General features: G+C 65.5%; 28 protein-coding genes. All 28 read right to left on the reverse strand.

Annotated features, from left to right (window positions below; genetic code table 11):
* Positions 1-61 precede the first annotated feature (61 nt).
* A complete protein-coding gene (locus AC0L6G_RS05530; RefSeq protein WP_473252963.1) occupies positions 62-520 on the reverse strand; it encodes a GNAT family N-acetyltransferase in 459 nt (152 codons plus the stop codon).
* Positions 521-609: 89 nt separating this feature from the next.
* Complete coding sequence (rplQ, locus tag AC0L6G_RS05535) at positions 610-1026, reverse strand: 50S ribosomal protein L17 (protein ID WP_087119301.1); 417 nt, start codon at positions 1024-1026, stop codon at positions 610-612.
* A 109-nt stretch (positions 1027-1135) separates the two neighbouring features.
* Entirely contained in the window at positions 1136-2155 is a 1020-nt protein-coding gene (locus tag AC0L6G_RS05540; RefSeq protein WP_293826153.1) for a DNA-directed RNA polymerase subunit alpha, read from the reverse strand.
* 94 nt (positions 2156-2249) lie between these two features.
* Positions 2250-2639: a 30S ribosomal protein S11 gene (gene rpsK, locus AC0L6G_RS05545; RefSeq protein WP_201100505.1), complete on the reverse strand. Its 390-nt coding sequence runs from the start codon at positions 2637-2639 to the stop codon at positions 2250-2252.
* A gap of 14 nt (positions 2640-2653) precedes the next feature.
* The gene (gene rpsM / locus AC0L6G_RS05550) at positions 2654-3022 is read right to left on the reverse strand and encodes a 30S ribosomal protein S13 (protein WP_291540341.1); all 369 of its coding nucleotides are present in this window, start codon (positions 3020-3022) and stop codon (positions 2654-2656) included.
* 127 nt (positions 3023-3149) lie between these two features.
* Complete coding sequence (locus tag AC0L6G_RS05555) at positions 3150-3887, reverse strand: energy transducer TonB (RefSeq protein ID WP_293826162.1); 738 nt, start codon at positions 3885-3887, stop codon at positions 3150-3152.
* Positions 3888-3917: 30 nt separating this feature from the next.
* On the reverse strand, positions 3918-4478 hold the full coding sequence (locus AC0L6G_RS05560; protein ID WP_291540337.1) for an adenylate kinase: 561 nt from the start codon (positions 4476-4478) through the stop codon (positions 3918-3920).
* A 36-nt stretch (positions 4479-4514) separates the two neighbouring features.
* Entirely contained in the window at positions 4515-5894 is a 1380-nt protein-coding gene (gene secY / locus AC0L6G_RS05565; protein ID WP_293826164.1) for a preprotein translocase subunit SecY, read from the reverse strand.
* Between the two features lie 130 nt (positions 5895-6024).
* Entirely contained in the window at positions 6025-6618 is a 594-nt protein-coding gene (rplO, locus tag AC0L6G_RS05570; RefSeq protein ID WP_293826166.1) for a 50S ribosomal protein L15, read from the reverse strand.
* Between the two features lie 175 nt (positions 6619-6793).
* The gene (gene rpmD, locus AC0L6G_RS05575) at positions 6794-6982 is read right to left on the reverse strand and encodes a 50S ribosomal protein L30 (RefSeq protein ID WP_291540330.1); all 189 of its coding nucleotides are present in this window, start codon (positions 6980-6982) and stop codon (positions 6794-6796) included.
* 3 nt (positions 6983-6985) lie between these two features.
* On the reverse strand, positions 6986-7594 hold the full coding sequence (gene rpsE / locus AC0L6G_RS05580) for a 30S ribosomal protein S5 (protein ID WP_293826168.1): 609 nt from the start codon (positions 7592-7594) through the stop codon (positions 6986-6988).
* Between the two features lie 12 nt (positions 7595-7606).
* Positions 7607-7963 carry a 50S ribosomal protein L18 gene (gene rplR, locus AC0L6G_RS05585; RefSeq protein WP_154726238.1) on the reverse strand — a complete coding sequence of 119 codons (357 nt, stop codon included), beginning with the start codon at positions 7961-7963 and terminating at the stop codon, positions 7607-7609.
* Positions 7964-7966: 3 nt separating this feature from the next.
* Positions 7967-8500 (reverse strand): 50S ribosomal protein L6, encoded by a 534-nt coding sequence (gene rplF / locus AC0L6G_RS05590; protein ID WP_291540549.1) that lies wholly within the window; start codon positions 8498-8500, stop codon positions 7967-7969.
* A gap of 1 nt (position 8501) precedes the next feature.
* On the reverse strand, positions 8502-8900 hold the full coding sequence (gene rpsH, locus AC0L6G_RS05595) for a 30S ribosomal protein S8 (protein WP_054765468.1): 399 nt from the start codon (positions 8898-8900) through the stop codon (positions 8502-8504).
* A 15-nt stretch (positions 8901-8915) separates the two neighbouring features.
* Positions 8916-9221, reverse strand: coding sequence for a 30S ribosomal protein S14 (rpsN, locus tag AC0L6G_RS05600; RefSeq protein ID WP_017506048.1), 306 nt, complete (start codon positions 9219-9221; stop codon positions 8916-8918).
* 19 nt (positions 9222-9240) lie between these two features.
* Positions 9241-9801, reverse strand: coding sequence for a 50S ribosomal protein L5 (gene rplE / locus AC0L6G_RS05605; RefSeq protein ID WP_293826174.1), 561 nt, complete (start codon positions 9799-9801; stop codon positions 9241-9243).
* Positions 9801-10109 (reverse strand): 50S ribosomal protein L24, encoded by a 309-nt coding sequence (rplX, locus tag AC0L6G_RS05610; RefSeq protein WP_292020060.1) that lies wholly within the window; start codon positions 10107-10109, stop codon positions 9801-9803. The genes rplE and rplX overlap by 1 nt, the downstream gene beginning before the upstream one ends.
* A 1-nt stretch (position 10110) precedes the next feature.
* On the reverse strand, positions 10111-10479 hold the full coding sequence (gene rplN, locus AC0L6G_RS05615; RefSeq protein ID WP_003164378.1) for a 50S ribosomal protein L14: 369 nt from the start codon (positions 10477-10479) through the stop codon (positions 10111-10113).
* A gap of 18 nt (positions 10480-10497) precedes the next feature.
* Positions 10498-10740, reverse strand: a complete 243-nt coding sequence (rpsQ, locus tag AC0L6G_RS05620; RefSeq protein WP_008262472.1) for a 30S ribosomal protein S17 — start codon at positions 10738-10740, stop codon at positions 10498-10500.
* A 10-nt stretch (positions 10741-10750) separates the two neighbouring features.
* On the reverse strand, positions 10751-10948 hold the full coding sequence (gene rpmC, locus AC0L6G_RS05625; protein ID WP_054765463.1) for a 50S ribosomal protein L29: 198 nt from the start codon (positions 10946-10948) through the stop codon (positions 10751-10753).
* Positions 10948-11388 carry a 50S ribosomal protein L16 gene (rplP, locus tag AC0L6G_RS05630; RefSeq protein ID WP_017506052.1) on the reverse strand — a complete coding sequence of 147 codons (441 nt, stop codon included), beginning with the start codon at positions 11386-11388 and terminating at the stop codon, positions 10948-10950. Before rplP ends, rpmC begins: the two co-directional genes overlap by 1 nt.
* A gap of 3 nt (positions 11389-11391) precedes the next feature.
* Positions 11392-12147, reverse strand: a complete 756-nt coding sequence (rpsC, locus tag AC0L6G_RS05635; RefSeq protein ID WP_473252964.1) for a 30S ribosomal protein S3 — start codon at positions 12145-12147, stop codon at positions 11392-11394.
* On the reverse strand, positions 12147-12527 hold the full coding sequence (rplV, locus tag AC0L6G_RS05640; RefSeq protein WP_291540428.1) for a 50S ribosomal protein L22: 381 nt from the start codon (positions 12525-12527) through the stop codon (positions 12147-12149). The genes rpsC and rplV overlap by 1 nt, the downstream gene beginning before the upstream one ends.
* Before the next feature lie 3 nt (positions 12528-12530).
* Positions 12531-12809: a 30S ribosomal protein S19 gene (rpsS, locus tag AC0L6G_RS05645; RefSeq protein WP_473252965.1), complete on the reverse strand. Its 279-nt coding sequence runs from the start codon at positions 12807-12809 to the stop codon at positions 12531-12533.
* 2 nt (positions 12810-12811) lie between these two features.
* Complete coding sequence (gene rplB, locus AC0L6G_RS05650; RefSeq protein ID WP_291540423.1) at positions 12812-13648, reverse strand: 50S ribosomal protein L2; 837 nt, start codon at positions 13646-13648, stop codon at positions 12812-12814.
* A gap of 4 nt (positions 13649-13652) precedes the next feature.
* The gene (locus AC0L6G_RS05655) at positions 13653-13955 is read right to left on the reverse strand and encodes a 50S ribosomal protein L23 (RefSeq protein ID WP_017506057.1); all 303 of its coding nucleotides are present in this window, start codon (positions 13953-13955) and stop codon (positions 13653-13655) included.
* Entirely contained in the window at positions 13955-14593 is a 639-nt protein-coding gene (rplD, locus tag AC0L6G_RS05660) for a 50S ribosomal protein L4 (RefSeq protein WP_473252966.1), read from the reverse strand. Before rplD ends, AC0L6G_RS05655 begins: the two co-directional genes overlap by 1 nt.
* Positions 14593-15351, reverse strand: a complete 759-nt coding sequence (gene rplC, locus AC0L6G_RS05665; protein ID WP_473252967.1) for a 50S ribosomal protein L3 — start codon at positions 15349-15351, stop codon at positions 14593-14595. Before rplC ends, rplD begins: the two co-directional genes overlap by 1 nt.
* Positions 15352-15372 lie beyond the last annotated feature (21 nt).

Consider the following 15372-nt stretch of genomic DNA (forward strand, 5'->3'; position numbering starts at 1 on the left):
CTATGGCCTGTGCATTCTGCTCATATGGCTGATGGCCCTGGCGGCCGTGCTGGACGGCTAGCTAGAGGCGCTTTTCCATGAAGACGTCGGCGCGCGCATAGGGCGTCGGCCGCGCAGGCAGATGGACGAAGCCGAACCGTTCGTATAGAGCGATAGCGGTCCTCAATCCGCTGTTGGTCTCCAGATAGAGGCGCTGGACGCCCGCTTCCCGCGCCGCCGCCTCGCAGGCCTCCAGCAGGCGCCGCGCCAGCCCCTGACCGCGCGCCGCCGGCGTCACCGTCATCTTGCACACCTCGGCCCCGTCCGCGATGGGAACCAGGGCGCAGCAGCCGACGGCTTCGCCGTTTTGCTCGACGATGAAGATGCGCCCGCCCCTGTCCAGGAAGCTGCCCTGGGGATCGTCGATGGCCGACCGATCCTTGGCCTCGATCTCGAAGCCGCCCTCGGCCAGCCAGGCGGCGTTCAGCCGCGCCCAGGCGGCGGCGTGTTCGGGGCGATAATCGACGATGACGGCGCTCATGACCGGCTCATGCCCCATCCGCCCGCAAAGCAAAAGGGCGGCCGGATCGCTCCGACCGCCCTTTCGGCGTCTGGTCTTTCGACCAGGTCTTAGTCTTCGTCGCCTTCGTAGGCCAGGACCGGGCCGGAGTCCTTGCCCTTGGCTTCGACGTCGCGATCAACGAACTCGATCACGGCCATCGGGGCGTTGTCGCCGTGGCGGAAGCCGGCCTTCATGATGCGGATATAGCCGCCGTTGCGCTCGCTGTAGCGCGGGCCCAGCGTTTCGAACAGCTTGCCGACCTGCGGCACGTCGCGGACCTGGCTGATGGCCTGACGACGCGCGTGCAGATCGCCCTTCTTGGCCAGAGTGACCAGCTTCTCGACGAAGGGACGCAGTTCCTTGGCCTTGGGCAGGGTCGTGGTGATTTGCTCGTGCTTGATCAGCGAGGCGGCCATGTTGGCGAACATGGCGGTGCGGTGGCTGGTCGTGCGACCGAGTTTACGATGGGCGGCGCCGTGGCGCATCTGGGTCTCTCCTACTCCGGGCCCGGTATCTCCTGATCGGAGACCTAGACCCGTAATCTTCTAACCGCCCCGGCATTCTCCCCGAAAGGAGACGGGCGGAGGGTTGAACTTAGATCTGGTCGTCGAACTTCTTGGCCAGGTCTTCGATGTTTTCGGGCGGCCAGTTCGGCACGTCCATGCCGAGGCTCAGGCCCATCGTCGCGAGAACTTCCTTGATCTCGTTCAGCGACTTGCGGCCGAAGTTCGGGGTGCGAAGCATTTCGCCCTCGGTCTTCTGGATCAGGTCGCCGATGTAGACGATGTTGTCGTTCTTCAGGCAGTTGGCCGAACGGACCGACAGTTCCAGCTCGTCCACCTTCTTCAGCAGGGCCGGGTTGAAGGGCAGGTCGGGCTTGCCGTCCGACTGCTCGACAGCCTTCTTGGGCTCTTCGAAGGTAATGAAGATCTGCAGCTGGTCCTGCAGGATGCGCGCGGCGTAGGCCACGGCGTCCACAGGCGTCACCGCGCCGTTGGTCTCCACTTCCAGCAGCAGCTTGTCGTAGTCCAGCGACTGACCCTGGCGGGTCGGCTCGACGCGGTAAGCCACCTTCTTGACCGGCGAATACAGGGCGTCCACGGCGATCAGGCCGATGGGCGCGTCTTCCGGGCGGTTCAGTTCGGCGGCCACATAGCCCTTGCCGTTCTGGACGGTCAGTTCCATGCGGATCGAGGCGCCGTCGTCCAGGGTGCAGATGACGTGATCGGGGTTCAGGACCTCGATGTCCGCCGGCACGTCGATCTGGCCGGCCGTCACCGCGCCGGGGCCCGTGGCGCGCAGGGTCATGCGCTTGGGGCCTTCGGCGTGCATGCGCAGCGCCAGTTGCTTGATGTTCAGGACGATGTCGACCACGTCTTCGCGCACGCCTTCCAGCGACGAGAATTCATGGACCACGCCGTCGATCTGGATGGCGGTGACAGCCGCGCCTTGCAGCGACGACAGCAGAACGCGACGCAGCGCGTTGCCGAGGGTCACGCCGAAGCCACGCTCGAGGGGTTCGGCCACCAGGCGCGCCTTGCGCTGGGCGTCGGAGCCGGTCTCGATCTGGGGCTTCTCGGGACGGATCAGCTCTTGCCAGTTTCTTTCGATCATTTTGTCCCTCGAACGGGTTTCGTCGGCTCCGGCCTTGTCGACGAGGCCATGGTGGAGCCGACGGAGATGGGGTGTGCCTGGAACGAAGTCGCGATCAGACGCGACGACGCTTGGGCGGACGGCAGCCATTGTGCGGCATCGGCGTGACGTCGCGGATGGTCGTGATCGTCAGACCGACGGACTGCAGGGCGCGCAAAGCCGATTCCCGGCCGGAACCCGGACCCGAAACATTGACCTCCAGCGTCTTCACGCCGTGCTCCTGGGCCTTCTTGCCGGCGTCTTCCGCGGCCATCTGGGCGGCGTAGGGGGTCGACTTACGCGAACCCTTGAAGCCCATATGGCCGGCCGACGACCAGGAAATCGCGTTTCCTTGCGCGTCGGTGATCGTCACCATCGTGTTGTTGAAGCTGGCGTTCACGTGGGCGACGCCCGAGGTGATGTTCTTGCGTTCGCGGCGCTTTACGCGACCCGGTTCCTTGGCCATCGGTCAGCTCTCTCTTACTTCTTCTTGCCGGCGATCGGCTTGGCCGGACCCTTGCGGGTGCGAGCGTTGGTGTGGGTGCGCTGACCGCGGACCGGCAGGCCCTTGCGGTGACGCAGGCCGCGATAGCAGGCCAGGTCCATCAGACGCTTGATGTTCATCGAGGTTTCGCGACGCAGGTCGCCTTCCACCGTATAGTCGCGGTCGATCGTCTCGCGGATCGACAGCACTTCGGCGTCCGTCAGCTGGTTGACGCGGCGCGCGGCGTCGATGCCGACCTTGCCGGTGATGTCCTTGGCGGCCGCGGGGCCGATGCCATGGATGTATTGAAGCGCGATTTCCACGCGCTTGTTGGTCGGGATGTTGACGCCAGCGATACGGGCCACGAAATTCTCCAGATACGCGTTAGTCAGACGCAACAAACGCTCCGGTTAACAAACCAGGAGCGTGGCGCCCTTCGCGGGAAGGCGCCCTTATACAGATGATTCACAGGCCGTCAACGTCTGGCGTGGTTCAGCGCGGCGGACGCCCGAAGTCGATGCCGACGGTGACGCGCTGGCCCTGGACCGGACGGCCGTTCTCGGTCGGCGGCTGGAAGCGGAAGAAGCCCGAAACCTGAAGGCCCGCCGCCCCGAAGCCCAGGCCCGGCGGAGTTTCGTCCACGATGCGGCAATCGTCCAGCCGATTGTCCAGCCGAATGACGCACGACAGTTCGGCCCGGCCGTAGCGGCTGCGCGCGCGAGGCGGGTGGCTGGCGCGGATCTGACCGATGGTCGGCCCCGTGACCAGACGCGGCCCGGTCGAACCGGAGCCGGGGCCGGCTCCCGAACCGACGCCGGAGCCTGCGCCTGTCCCCTGCCCGCCCTGGCCGAATCCGGGCTGGGGCGACGGCGCGGGGGCGACGCCGACGACAGGTGCGGGCGCCGGGGCCTGTTTTGGCGGCGCGGGCAGTTCCGGGGGACGCGCCTGTTTCGGCGGCGGCGGCGTGTGGATGCGCGAGGCGGCGGCGGGAGCCCCTCCTCCCGTCTCAGGCGCCGGCGGCTGGTCGGAAGCGGGGGGCGGCGGGTCGTAGAGCACGACCTCGAACGGCTGCGGCTCCGAGGGGGCGGGCGGCTGCGGCGCGCGGCCGTTCACTTGGCCCAGCAACAGGAACAGCCCGATCTCGGCCCCGGCGACAACGCAGAAAACGGCGAAGGCGCGCCAGCGTCTGCGGGCGCGCCATTTGTCCGGCCTGACGTCGTCGTCGGTCATCGGACGTCTAACGCCCGAGGCGGACTTTGGTCACGCCAGAGCTTCGTCGATGGCCTTTGCGACCGATTCGATCGAGCCCATGCCGTCCGCCTCGGTCAGCTTGCCCTGCTTCTCGTAATAGGGAAGCAGCGGGGCGGTGTTGCGGTTGTAGGCCTCCAGCCGAACCTTGAAGGATTCGGGATTGTCGTCGGGCCGTCCCTGTTCGGCGAACCGCTTGGCGATCCGTTCGGTCAGGGCGGCGTCATCGACCTTCAGCCGCACCACGGCGTCGATCTGGGCCCCGCGCTTGGCCAGCATGGCGTCCAGGGCCTCGGCCTGGGCCACGGTGCGGGGGAAGCCGTCGAAGATGGCGCCGCCTGCGGCCTCGGCCTCGGGCAGGCGGTCCTCGATCAGGGCGATGACGATCTCGTCCGTGACCAGATCGCCGCGCGCCAGCACGTCCTTGACCTTGAGTCCCAGGTCCGAGCCCGAGGCGATCGCCGCCCGCAGCATGTCGCCGGTGGAGAGCTGGACCATGCCCTTCTCTTCCACCAGCCGCTTGGCCTGGGTGCCCTTGCCCGCCGCCGGCGGTCCGAACAGGATCAAGTTCACGCTTCAGCCCTCCCCTAGGCGTCTGTCAGCTTGGATTTAGCGACGCACCGGCGTTGGCGCGCCACGGCCACCGCGTCCGCGCAGCTTGGCCTTCTTGATCAGGCCTTCGTACTGGTGGGCCAGCAGTTGGGACTGAATCTGGGCGACAGTGTCCATCGTCACCGAGACCACGATCAAGATAGACGTTCCGCCAAAATACAGGCTGTTGCCGAACTGGCTGACGATGAACTCCGGCAGCAGGCAGACTGCGGTGATATAGGCCGCGCCGATCACCGTCAGGCGGGTCAGCACATAGTCCAGATATTCCGCCGTGCGCTTGCCCGGACGGATGCCCGGCAGGAATCCGCCGTATTTGCGCAGGTTCTCGGCCGTATCCTCGGGGTTGAAGGTGATCGAGGTGTAGAAGAAGCAGAAGAAGATGATCAGGGCGGCGTAGAGCACCATGAACAACGGCTGCCCGTGCGTCAGCTGCGCCGTCACCAGCGGCAGCCAGCTCAGCCAGCCGGGCAGGTCGGCGTTGGCGGTCATGGTCGCGACCGTCGTCGGCAGCATCAGCAGCGAAGAGGCGAAGATCGGCGGGATGACGCCGGCGGTGTTGACCTTCAGCGGCAGGAACGAACGCTCGCCCCCGGCCATCCTGTTGCCTTCCTGGCGCTTCGGATACTGGATCAGAAGACGGCGCTGGGCGCGTTCCATGAAGACGATGAAGACGACCGTGGCCACCGCCAGGATGGCGATGAACAGCAGGGCGAAGGCCGACATCTGGCCTTGCTGGGCCAGGCCCAGCAGGCGCGCGATGGTGGACGGCAGGACCGCCACGATGCCGGCGAAGATGATCAGCGAGATGCCGTTGCCGACGCCGCGCGCCGTCACCTGCTCGCCCAGCCACATCAGGAACATGGTGCCGCCGGTCAGGGTCACGACCGTCGAGGCGATGAAGAAGACGCCCGGATTGTCGACCAGACCCGCCGTGCTGTTCAGGCCGGCCGCGATGCCGAACGACTGGGCCAGCGCCAGGAACACCGTCAAATAGCGGGTGTACTGGTTCAGCTGCTTGCGGCCGCTCTCGCCGCCTTCCTTCTTCAGCTTCTCCCAGGGCGGATAGACCGTGCCCATCAGCTGCACGATGATCGAGGCCGAGATGTAGGGCATCACGTTCAGCGCGAAGATCGCCATACGCTCGACCGCGCCGCCCGAGAACATGTTGAACATGTCCAGGATGCCGCGCTGGCCCGACGGATCCTGGAAGAACTGCAGGAAGGCCTGCGAGTTGATGCCCGGGATCGGCACATAGGTCCCGATCCGATAGACCAGGAGCGCGCCCAGCGTGAACAGCAGGCGCTTGTGCAGCTCGGTCGCTTTCGCGAACGAGCCCATGTTCATATTGGCGGCGAGTTGTTCTGCGGCCGAAGCCATTATGCGTCCCCACGACTGATTGAGTCGTCAGATAGGCGGAAAGCGGCCCTCATGCGAGAGCCGCTTCCGTTCTTTCGTCGTCGCAGGTGTATCCAGGCCACGGCCTAAAAGGACCGCGACGACGCGGTGATCAGGCCTTGGCGGCGGTGCGCTTGGCGCGGGCCGAGACCTTGTTGGCGTCGCCCTGGGGCGCCTTGGCGGCCGGGGCCTTGCCCTTGGCGGCGTTGCGCTTCTCGACGCGCGCGGCGGCCTTGGCTTCGGCTTCGATGCGTTGTTCGACGACCGAACCGCCGGCGGCTTCGATGGCCTTCTTGGCGCCGGCCGTGGCCGACCAGACGACCAGGTTCAGCTTGGCCTTGACCTCGCCGGTGCCCAGCAGGCGCACGCCGTCCTTGACGCGGCGGATCACGCCGGCGGCCACCAGGGCGTCGCCCTTGATTTCCGACGAGGCGTCCAGCTTGCCGGCGTCGATGGCGTCTTGCAGGCGCCACAGGTTCACTTCGGCCAGTTTCAGGGCGTTCGGATTGTTGAAGCCGCGCTTGGGCATGCGCATGTACAGCGGCATCTGGCCGCCTTCGAAGCCCAGCAGGCTGACGCCGGTGCGCGACTTCTGGCCCTTGACGCCGCGGCCCGAGGTCTTGCCCTTGCCCGAACCGGGGCCACGGCCGACACGCATGCGCTTCTTGTGCGCGCCTTCGTTGTCGCGGATTTCGTTGAGTTTCATGTGCCTGATCCTTTCGGGTGCTAGCGCCCGGACATCGTCCGGACTCGGCTTGGAAAAAAGAAAGTGGCGAGTGGCGAGTGTTGAGCGGCGAGTCAAGGAAAAACGACGAAATCGCCGCTTCCCTGCTCGCCACTCGCCACCAACCACTCGCCACTCCCGCTCCGAAGAGCGGGGCTTACTTCTCGACCACTTCCACCAGATGGTGGACCTTGGCGATCATGCCGCGAACCGAAGGGGTGTCCTCCAGGGTCGCTTCGCGGCCCATGCGGTTCAGGCCCAGGCCCACCAGGGTGGCGCGCTGGTCGTTTTTGCGGCGGATCGGCGAACCGATCTGCTTGATGGTGACGGTCTTATTCTCGGCCATGACTTAGGACTCCACGGCTTCCGGCGCCGAGGCGCCGTCATTGCGGCGGCCCATCAGGTCGGCGACCTTCTTGCCACGCTTCGAAGCGACCTGACGCGGCGACGACTGGACCTTCAGGGCCTCGAACGTCGCGCGGATCATGTTGTAGGGGTTCGACGAACCGGTCGACTTGCCCACGACGTCCTGGACGCCGAGGGTTTCGAGGACCGCGCGCATCGGACCGCCCGCGATGACGCCGGTGCCGGGAGGGGCGGCGCGCATCATGATCTTGCCGGCGCCCCAACGGCCGGCGCCGTCGTGGTGCAGGGTGCGGTTCTCGCGAAGCGGAACGCGGATCATCGTCTTCTTGGCTTCTTCGGTCGCCTTGCGGATGGCTTCCGGCACTTCGCGCGCCTTGCCGTGGCCGAAGCCGACGCGGCCCTTGCCGTCGCCGACGACCATCAGGGCCGCGAAGCTGAAGCGACGCCCGCCCTTGACGGTGGCGGCGACGCGATTGATGTGGACCAGCTTCTCGACGATGTCCGAATCCGGGCCGTCGACAGCGGGGGCGTTGCGGTTGTCACGACGGTTGCGATCATTGCCGCCGCCGCCGCGTTGGGGTTGTTGCGCCATCTGTCGCGTCCCTTAGAAGTTCAGGCCGGCTTCACGCGCGGCTTCCGCCAGCGCCTTCACCCGTCCGTGATAGATGTACTCGCCGCGGTCGAAGACGACGTCCTTGACGCCCTTCTCGATGGCGCGTTCGGCGATCAGCTTGCCGATCGCGGCGGCCGCGGCCGTGTCCGAACCGCGCTTGCCCTTGCCGCCTTCCAGCGACGAGGCCGAGGCGACGGTCACGCCCTGGGCGTCGTCGATGATCTGGGCCGAGATGTTCTTGTCCGAACGGTAGACCGACAGACGCAGACGACCATTGGCGACGGCCTTCAGGCGACGGCGAGTGCGCTCCGAGCGGCGCTTGGCTTGTTGTCGAAGAGAGAGAGCCATGACTTACTTCTTCTTGCCTTCCTTGCGACGCACGGTCTCGCCGGCGTAACGGACGCCCTTGCCCTTGTAGGGCTCCGGCGGACGCAGCTTGCGGATGACCGCGGCGACCTGACCGACAGCCTGCTTGTCCGAGCCCGAGATCTTGATCTCGGTCTGCTTGGGAACAGCGAAGCTGACGCCGGCCGGCGGGTCGATGTCGACTTCGTGCGAGAAGCCGAGTTGCAGCGACAGGGCGTCGCCCTTCATCGCGGCGCGGTAGCCCACGCCGACCAACTCCAGCGACTTTTCGAAGCCCGAGGTGACGCCCGTGACCATGTTGTCGACCAGGGTCCGCGACAGACCCCACATCGCGCGGGCGCGAGGCGTGTCCGAACGCGGGGTCAGCGACAGGTCGTCGCCTTCCTGCTTGACTTCGATCTCTTCGGCGACGGTCCAGGCGCGTTCGCCCTTGGGACCCTTGACCGTGATGTTCTGGCCGTCGAGCGTGACAGTCACGCCCTTCGGCACGGCGATGGTTTTCTTGCCGATACGGGACATATCAGTAGACCCTGCAGAGGACTTCGCCGCCGACATTGGCGTCGCGAGCGGCGGCGTCGGACATGACGCCCTTCGAAGTCGAAAGGATCGAGATGCCGAGGCCGTTCTTGACGGGCTTCAGATCGCCGATCGCGGAGTAGACGCGGCGGCCCGGCTTGGACACGCGCGCGATCTCGGCGATGACGGGCTGGCCGTCGAAGTACTTCAGCTCGATCTCGAACTGCGGAAACTCACCCGGGTTCTGAACCAGGTTGTAGCCGCGGATGTAGCCTTCGTCCTGCAGCACGTCGAGGACGCGCTGGCGCAGACGCGAGGCCGGGGTCAGCACCTTGGAACGCTTGCGGGTCGCCGCGTTCTTGATGCGAGCGATCATGTCGCTCAGGGGATCGTTGATCATCATGTCTGTTCGCTCCCCTTACCAGCTCGACTTCGTCAGGCCGGGAATCTGGCCCAGGTTGCCCAGTTCACGCAGCGCGATCCGGCTCATCTTGAGCTTGCGGTAGAACGCGCGCGGACGACCCGTCACTTCGCAGCGGTTGCGAATGCGGCTCGGCGCGGAGTTGCGCGGCAGGGCGGCCAGTTGCAGGCGCGCCTCGAAGCGCTCCTCCAGCGGCAGGTTCTCGTCGTTGGCGGTCGCCTTGAGGGCGGCGCGCTTTGCGGCATACTTCGCAACCAGGGCCTTGACGGCTTCGTTGCGGTTTACGGCGCTTTTCTTAGCCATTGTGCTCTTCCCTTCCCGCTCAGTTCTTCACGAACGGGAACTTGAACTCGGTGAGGAGAGCCTTGGCTTCCTCATCGGTCTTGGCCGTGGTGCAGACGACAATGTCCATGCCCCACATCTGATCGATCTGGTCGTAGTTGATCTCCGGGAACACGATGTGTTCCTTCAGACCGGTGGCGTAGTTGCCGCGACCATCGAAGGACGTGCCCTTCAGACCACGGAAATCCTTCACGCGCGGCAGGGCGATCGTGATGAACCGGTCCAGGAACTCGTACATCTGGTCGCCGCGCAGCGTGACCTTGCCGCCGATGACCATGCCTTCGCGCAGCTTGAAGCCGGCGATGGAGTTGCGGGCCTTGGTGGCGACGGCCTTCTGACCGGCGATGGCGGTCAGGTCCTTGAGGGCGGTCGCCGCCTTCTTGGAGTCCGCCACGGCTTCGCCGATGCCCATGTTCAGGACGATCTTGTCCAGCTTGGGCACCTGCATTTCGTTCGTATAGCCGAACTTGTCCTTCATCACCTGGCGGATGCGAGCCTGATACTCGCCCTTCAGGCGCGGTGTGTACTTTTCGGTCGCCATCAGATGACGTCTCCCGTCGTCTTGGCGATGCGGACCTTGGCGTCCCCATCGATCTTGAAGCCGACGCGGGTCGCCTTGCCGTTGGCGTCGGCGATCGCGACGTTCGACAGGTGAAGCGAGGCTTCCTTGTTCTTGATGCCGCCTTGCGGGTCAGCCTGGCTCGGGCGCGTGTGGCGCTGGACCATGTTGACGCCTTCGACGACGACGCGGTTTTCGGAAGGCAGGACCTTCAGCACATTGCCCGTGCGGCCCTTGTCCTTGCCGGTGAGGACGACGACGCGGTCGCCCTTCTTGATCTTGGCGGCCATGTTACAGGACCTCCGGTGCCAGCGAGATGATCTTCATGTGGTTCTTGGCGCGCAGTTCGCGGGGAACCGGGCCGAAGATCCGCGTGCCGACGGGCTCGTTCTGCTTGTTGACGATGACGGCGGCCGACTTGTCGAAGCGGATGACCGAGCCGTCCTTGCGTTGGATGTCCTTGGCGGTGCGCACGACGATGGCGCGAACGACATCGCCCTTCTTCACGCGGCCGCGCGGGATGGCTTCCTTCACGGAGGCGACGATGGTGTCGCCGATCGAGGCGTAGCGGCGCTTGGAGCCGCCCAACACCTTGATGCACATGACCCGGCGGGCGCCCGAATTATCGGCCACTTCCAGGTTAGTTTGCATCTGGATCATAAGATCAGATCCTTCTGATTACGAGGCGGAGGCGTTGGAAAGGACTTCCCAACGCTTCAGCTTGGACTTCGGGGCGCACTCGACGATGCGAGCGATGTCGCCGACCTTGAGCGCGTTGGCTTCGTCGTGCGCGTGATACTTCTTCGAAAGACGAACGATCTTCTTCAGAACGGGGTGCAGCAGGGTGCGCTCCACCTTGACGACGACGGTCTTCTCGCCCTTGTCGGACACGACCACGCCTTCGAGAATTCGCTTGGGCATATTCGTTTCCTTACGAGGCCGCACGCTTCTCGCGCAGAAGCGTCGAGATGCGGGCGATGTCTTTGCGCACTTCACCCACGCGGTGGGTCTTTTCCATCTGGCCGGTGGCCGCCTGGAAGCGCAGGTTGAACTGTTCCTTCTTGAGCTTCAGCAGCTCGTCGGCCAGTTGATCGGTCGTTTGCGACCGCAGATCGGCGATCTTGGTCATTAGGCGGCAGCCTCCACATGAGCGACGCCGGCGTCGATGCGGGTCACGACCTTGGTGCGGACCGGCAGCTTGGCTGCGCCGAGACGGAGCGCTTCGCGGGCGACATCGTCCGGAACGCCGTCGATTTCAAACAGGATGCGGCCGGGGTGGCAGCGCGCGGCCCAGTGGTCCACGGCGCCCTTGCCCTTGCCCATCCGCACTTCGGCCGGCTTGCCCGTGACGGGCAGGTCGGGGAAGACGCGGATCCACACCCGGCCCTGACGCTTCATCTGGCGGGTGATCGCGCGGCGAGCCGCTTCGATCTGACGCGCGGTGATGCGTTCCGGCTCCAGCGTCTTCAGGCCGTACGACCCGAAGTTCAGCGAGAAACCGCCCTTGGCCGAGCCGTGAATCCGGCCCTTGAAGGCCTTGCGGTACTTGGTCTTCTTCGGTTGCAACATGACTTAGTTCTCACGTCCCCGGTCGCGACGCGGACCGCGGTCGCCACGGGGGCCGCCGCGTTCGCGGCCTTCGTTCGAGGACGGACCCGAGGCTTCCTGGGCCCAACGCTTGTCCTGGGCCATCGGATCGTGCTCGAGCACTTCGCCTTTGAACACCCAGACCTTCACGCCGATGATGCCGTAGGTCGTCTTGGCTTCGTAGAAGCCGTAGTCGATGTCGGCGCGCAGCGTGTGCAGCGGCACGCGACCTTCGCGGTACCATTCCATACGCGCGATTTCCGCGCCGCCCAGACGACCCGAGACATTCATGCGAATGCCCTTGGCGCCCAGACGCATGGCCGATTGAATCGAACGCTTCATGGCGCGGCGGAAGGCCACGCGGCGCTCCAGCTGCTGCGCGATGTTCTCGGCGATCAGCTGGGCGTCGGTTTCCGGCTTGCGGACCTCGATGATGTTCAGGTGAACTTCACCCTCGGTGCGGGCCGAGATGTCCTTGCGGAGCTTCTCGATGTCGGCGCCCTTCTTGCCGATCACGACGCCCGGACGGGCGGCGTAGATGGTGATGCGGCACTTCTTGTGCGGGCGCTCGATGATGATGCGCGACACGCCGGCGGCGGCCAGGCGTTCCTTCAGCCACTCGCGCAGCTTCAGGTCCTGGTGCAGCAGGCGGGCGTAGTCGGCGCCGCCGGCGAACCAGCGGCTGTCCCACGTGCGGTTCACGCCGAGGCGCAGACCGACCGGATTGATTTTCTGTCCCATCAGGCGGCCTCGCCGGCTTCGCGGACCACGATGGTGATCTCGCTGAACGGTTTCAGGATGCGCGACGAGCGACCACGAGCGCGGCTCGCGAAACGCTTCATCACCAGGTTCTTGCCCACGAAGGCCTCGGCGACGACCAGGTTGTCGATGTCGAGGTTGTGGTTGTTCTCGGCGTTGGAGATCGCCGAATACAGGACCTTGCGGACGTCGCCGGCGATGCGCTTGCGGCTGAATTCAAGCTCGTTCAGCGCCTTCTGGACCGGCAGACCGCGGATCGAGGCGGCCACCAGGTTCAGCTTTTGCGGGCTGATGCGAACGTTGACCAGCTTGGCGCGGGCTTCGGTCGAACCGACCCGCCGGGTGTTCTTGGTCTGGGCCATCGGTTACTTCCTCTTGGCCTTCTTGTCCGCCGCGTGACCGGGGAAGTTCCGGGTCGGGGCGAACTCGCCGAGCTTCAGGCCGACCATCTCTTCCGAGACCGACACGGGCACGTGCTTCTGACCGTTATGGACGCCGAACGTCAGACCGACGAACTGCGGCAGGATGGTGGAGCGGCGCGACCAGGTCTTGATCACGTCCTTGCGGCCCGACGATTGAACGGCGTCGGCCTTCTTGAGCAGATACCCGTCGACAAACGGGCCTTTCCAGGAGGAGCGGGCCATTCTTAGCGAGCCTTCTTAACGTGGCGGGTACGGATGATGAACTTGTCCGTAGCCTTGTTCTTGCGGGTACGGGTGCCCTTGGTGTCCTTGCCCCACGGGGTGACGGGGGTGCGACCGCCGGAGGTCCGGCCTTCACCACCACCGTGCGGGTGGTCGATCGGGTTCATGGCGACGCCGCGAACGTGCGGGCGGAAGCCCATGTGACGCTTGCGACCGGCCTTGCCCAGGTTCTGGTTCATGTGGTCGGGGTTCGAGACCGCGCCCACCGTGGCGATGCAGCCGTCCAGGACCATGCGAAGCTCGCCCGAGCCGAGACGGATCTGGGCGTAGCCCTGATCGCGGCCGACCAGCTGGGCGTAGGCGCCGGCCGAACGGGCCAGCTGGGCGCCCTTGCCGGGCTTCATTTCGATGTTGTGGATGATCGTACCCACCGGCATCGAACGCAGCGGCATGGCGTTGCCCGGCTTCACGTCGGTCTTTTCGCCCGCCACGATCGTGTCGCCCGCCTTGAGGCGTTGCGGCGCGATGATGTAGGTCTTTTCACCGTCTTCGTAGGTCACGAGGGCGATGAAGGCCGTGCGGTTCGGGTCGTATTCCAGACGCTCGACCGTGCCGACCATGTCCCACTTGCGACGCTTGAAGTCGATCTTGCGGTACAGGGTCTTGGCGCCGCCGCCGCGGAAGCGGACCGCGATGCGACCGCCCTGCCCGCGTCCGCCCGACTTGGTCAGGCCTTCGGTCAGCGACTTTTCCGGGCGGCCCTTGTGGAGTTCCGAACGGTCGACCAGCACGAGGGCGCGACGGCCCGGCGAAGTCGGATTGTAATGTTTCAAGGCCATCTGATCAGAGCCCCGTGGTGACGTCGATCGACTGGCCGTCGGCCAGGGTCACGATCGCTTTTTTGATGTCGACGCGACGACCCAGGATGCCCCGGAAGCGCTTGGTCTTGCCCTTTTGAACCAGGGTGTTGACCTTGACGACGTTGACTTTGAACAGGCTTTCGACCGCGGCTGCGATCTCGTCCTTGGACGCCGTGTCGGCGACGCGGAAGACGACCTTGTTCTGCTCGGACAGGATCGTGGCCTTTTCGGTGATCACCGGGGCCAGGATGGTGTCGTAGTGCTTGGCGGTAGGTTGAGCGGCCATTACGCGGCTTCCTTATCGCTGAAGCGGGCTTCGATGGCCTCGATGGCGGCCTTGGTCAGCACCAGCTTGTCAGCCCGCAGGATGTCATAGACGTTCAGGCCGGCGCTCGGCAGCACGTCGATGTGCGGGATGTTGCGTGCGGCCAGACCGAAGTTCGCATCGACTTCCGGACCCGCGATGATGAGAGCCTTGGTCCAGCCCAGCTTGCCGAAGGTCTCGCGCAGGGCGGCCGTCTTGGCTTCCTTGACCGAGACGGTGTCGACGACGATCAGGTCGCCGGACTTCGCCTTGGAGGACAGGGCGTGACGCAGGGCCAGGGCGCGGATTTTCTTCGGCAGCGAGAAGCCGTGGTCGCGAACGACCGGGCCGAAGGCGCGCGAGCCGCCGACGAACTGCGGCGCACGGCGCGAACCGTGACGAGCGCCGCCGGTGCCCTTCTGCTTGTACATCTTCTTGCCCGTGCGAGAGTTCTCGTTACGGGTTTGAACCTTGTGCGTGCCGGCGCGGCGCTTGGCCAGTTGCCAGTTCACGGTGCGGGCCAGCAGGTCGCCGCGGATATCGGCGATGCCGAAGACGGCGTCCGACAGCTCCACGTCGCCGGCGGCCTTGCCGTCGAGTTGGATGACAGAGAGTTTCATTACGCTTCACCGCCTTCGGTCGCTTCGACGGGGGCTTCTTCAGCCGGGGTCGAGGCGGGTTGAGCGGCCCCATTGGACTTGCCAGCCGACTTGACGGCGCCCGGGAACGGGGCGTCGGCCGGACGGGCCTTCTTGATGGCGTCGCGAACCTTGACGTAGCCGCCGTCGTGACCGGGTACGGCGCCCTTGATCAGGATCAGGCCGCGCTCGGCGTCCACGCGGACGACGGTCAGGTTCTGGGTGGTGACGGTTTCGGCGCCGTAGTGACCGGCCATCTTCTTGCCCGGGAAGGTACGGCCCGGATCCTGACGGTTGCCCGTCGAACCGTGCGAACGGTGCGACAGCGACACGCCGTGGGTGGCGCGAAGGCCGCCGAAGTTCCAGCGCTTCATGGCGCCGGCGAAACCCTTGCCGATGGTCTCGCCCTGGATGTCCACCTTCTGGCCGACCACGAAATGTTCAGCCGACAGTTCGGCGCCCACGTCCAGCAGACCGTCCGCATCGACGCGGAACTCGGTGACATAGGCTTTCGGCTCGACTTCCGCCTTGGCGAAGGTCTCGCGTTGAGCCTTGTTGGTGTTCTTAGCCTTCTTCGCGCCAGCGCCCAGTTGGAGAGCGACGTAGCCGTCACGCTCCTGGGTACGTTGGCCGACGACTTGGCAGCCGTCGAGCTGCAGCACAGTGACCGGAACGTGCGCGCCGTCATCGGCGAACACGCGGGTCATGCCCAGCTTCTTGGCGATCACGCCCGTGCGCATCGGATCCCGCCTCTTTCTACT

The sequence above is a fragment of the Brevundimonas sp. D3-1P genome, assembly GCF_055809335.1.

Bases quoted from the DNA above. Each gene is read 5' to 3' on its own strand.
- AC0L6G_RS05530 (WP_473252963.1), bottom strand. From the start codon at position 520: ATGAGCGCCGTCATCGTCGATTATCGCCCCGAACACGCCGCCGCCTGG.
- rplQ (WP_087119301.1), bottom strand. From the start codon at position 1,026: ATGCGCCACGGCGCCGCCCATCGTAAACTCGGTCGCACGACCAGCCAC.
- AC0L6G_RS05540 (WP_293826153.1), bottom strand. From the start codon at position 2,155: ATGATCGAAAGAAACTGGCAAGAGCTGATCCGTCCCGAGAAGCCCCAG.
- rpsK (WP_201100505.1), bottom strand. From the start codon at position 2,639: ATGGCCAAGGAACCGGGTCGCGTAAAGCGCCGCGAACGCAAGAACATC.
- AC0L6G_RS05555 (WP_293826162.1), bottom strand. From the start codon at position 3,887: ATGACCGACGACGACGTCAGGCCGGACAAATGGCGCGCCCGCAGACGC.
- secY (WP_293826164.1), bottom strand. From the start codon at position 5,894: ATGGCTTCGGCCGCAGAACAACTCGCCGCCAATATGAACATGGGCTCG.
- rplO (WP_293826166.1), bottom strand. From the start codon at position 6,618: ATGAAACTCAACGAAATCCGCGACAACGAAGGCGCGCACAAGAAGCGC.
- rpmD (WP_291540330.1), bottom strand. From the start codon at position 6,982: ATGGCCGAGAATAAGACCGTCACCATCAAGCAGATCGGTTCGCCGATC.
- rpsE (WP_293826168.1), bottom strand. From the start codon at position 7,594: ATGGCGCAACAACCCCAACGCGGCGGCGGCGGCAATGATCGCAACCGT.
- rplR (WP_154726238.1), bottom strand. From the start codon at position 7,963: ATGGCTCTCTCTCTTCGACAACAAGCCAAGCGCCGCTCGGAGCGCACT.
- rplF (WP_291540549.1), bottom strand. From the start codon at position 8,500: ATGTCCCGTATCGGCAAGAAAACCATCGCCGTGCCGAAGGGCGTGACT.
- rpsH (WP_054765468.1), bottom strand. From the start codon at position 8,900: ATGATGATCAACGATCCCCTGAGCGACATGATCGCTCGCATCAAGAAC.
- rpsN (WP_017506048.1), bottom strand. From the start codon at position 9,221: ATGGCTAAGAAAAGCGCCGTAAACCGCAACGAAGCCGTCAAGGCCCTG.
- rplE (WP_293826174.1), bottom strand. From the start codon at position 9,801: ATGGCGACCGAAAAGTACACACCGCGCCTGAAGGGCGAGTATCAGGCT.
- rplX (WP_292020060.1), bottom strand. From the start codon at position 10,109: ATGGCCGCCAAGATCAAGAAGGGCGACCGCGTCGTCGTCCTCACCGGC.
- rplN (WP_003164378.1), bottom strand. From the start codon at position 10,479: ATGATCCAGATGCAAACTAACCTGGAAGTGGCCGATAATTCGGGCGCC.
- rpsQ (WP_008262472.1), bottom strand. From the start codon at position 10,740: ATGCCCAAGCGAATTCTCGAAGGCGTGGTCGTGTCCGACAAGGGCGAG.
- rpmC (WP_054765463.1), bottom strand. From the start codon at position 10,948: ATGACCAAGATCGCCGATCTGCGGTCGCAAACGACCGATCAACTGGCC.
- rplP (WP_017506052.1), bottom strand. From the start codon at position 11,388: ATGTTGCAACCGAAGAAGACCAAGTACCGCAAGGCCTTCAAGGGCCGG.
- rpsC (WP_473252964.1), bottom strand. From the start codon at position 12,147: ATGGGACAGAAAATCAATCCGGTCGGTCTGCGCCTCGGCGTGAACCGC.
- rplV (WP_291540428.1), bottom strand. From the start codon at position 12,527: ATGGCCCAGACCAAGAACACCCGGCGGGTCGGTTCGACCGAAGCCCGC.
- rpsS (WP_473252965.1), bottom strand. From the start codon at position 12,809: ATGGCCCGCTCCTCCTGGAAAGGCCCGTTTGTCGACGGGTATCTGCTC.
- rplB (WP_291540423.1), bottom strand. From the start codon at position 13,648: ATGGCCTTGAAACATTACAATCCGACTTCGCCGGGCCGTCGCGCCCTC.
- AC0L6G_RS05655 (WP_017506057.1), bottom strand. From the start codon at position 13,955: ATGGCCGCTCAACCTACCGCCAAGCACTACGACACCATCCTGGCCCCG.
- rplD (WP_473252966.1), bottom strand. From the start codon at position 14,593: ATGAAACTCTCTGTCATCCAACTCGACGGCAAGGCCGCCGGCGACGTG.
- rplC (WP_473252967.1), bottom strand. From the start codon at position 15,351: ATGCGCACGGGCGTGATCGCCAAGAAGCTGGGCATGACCCGCGTGTTC.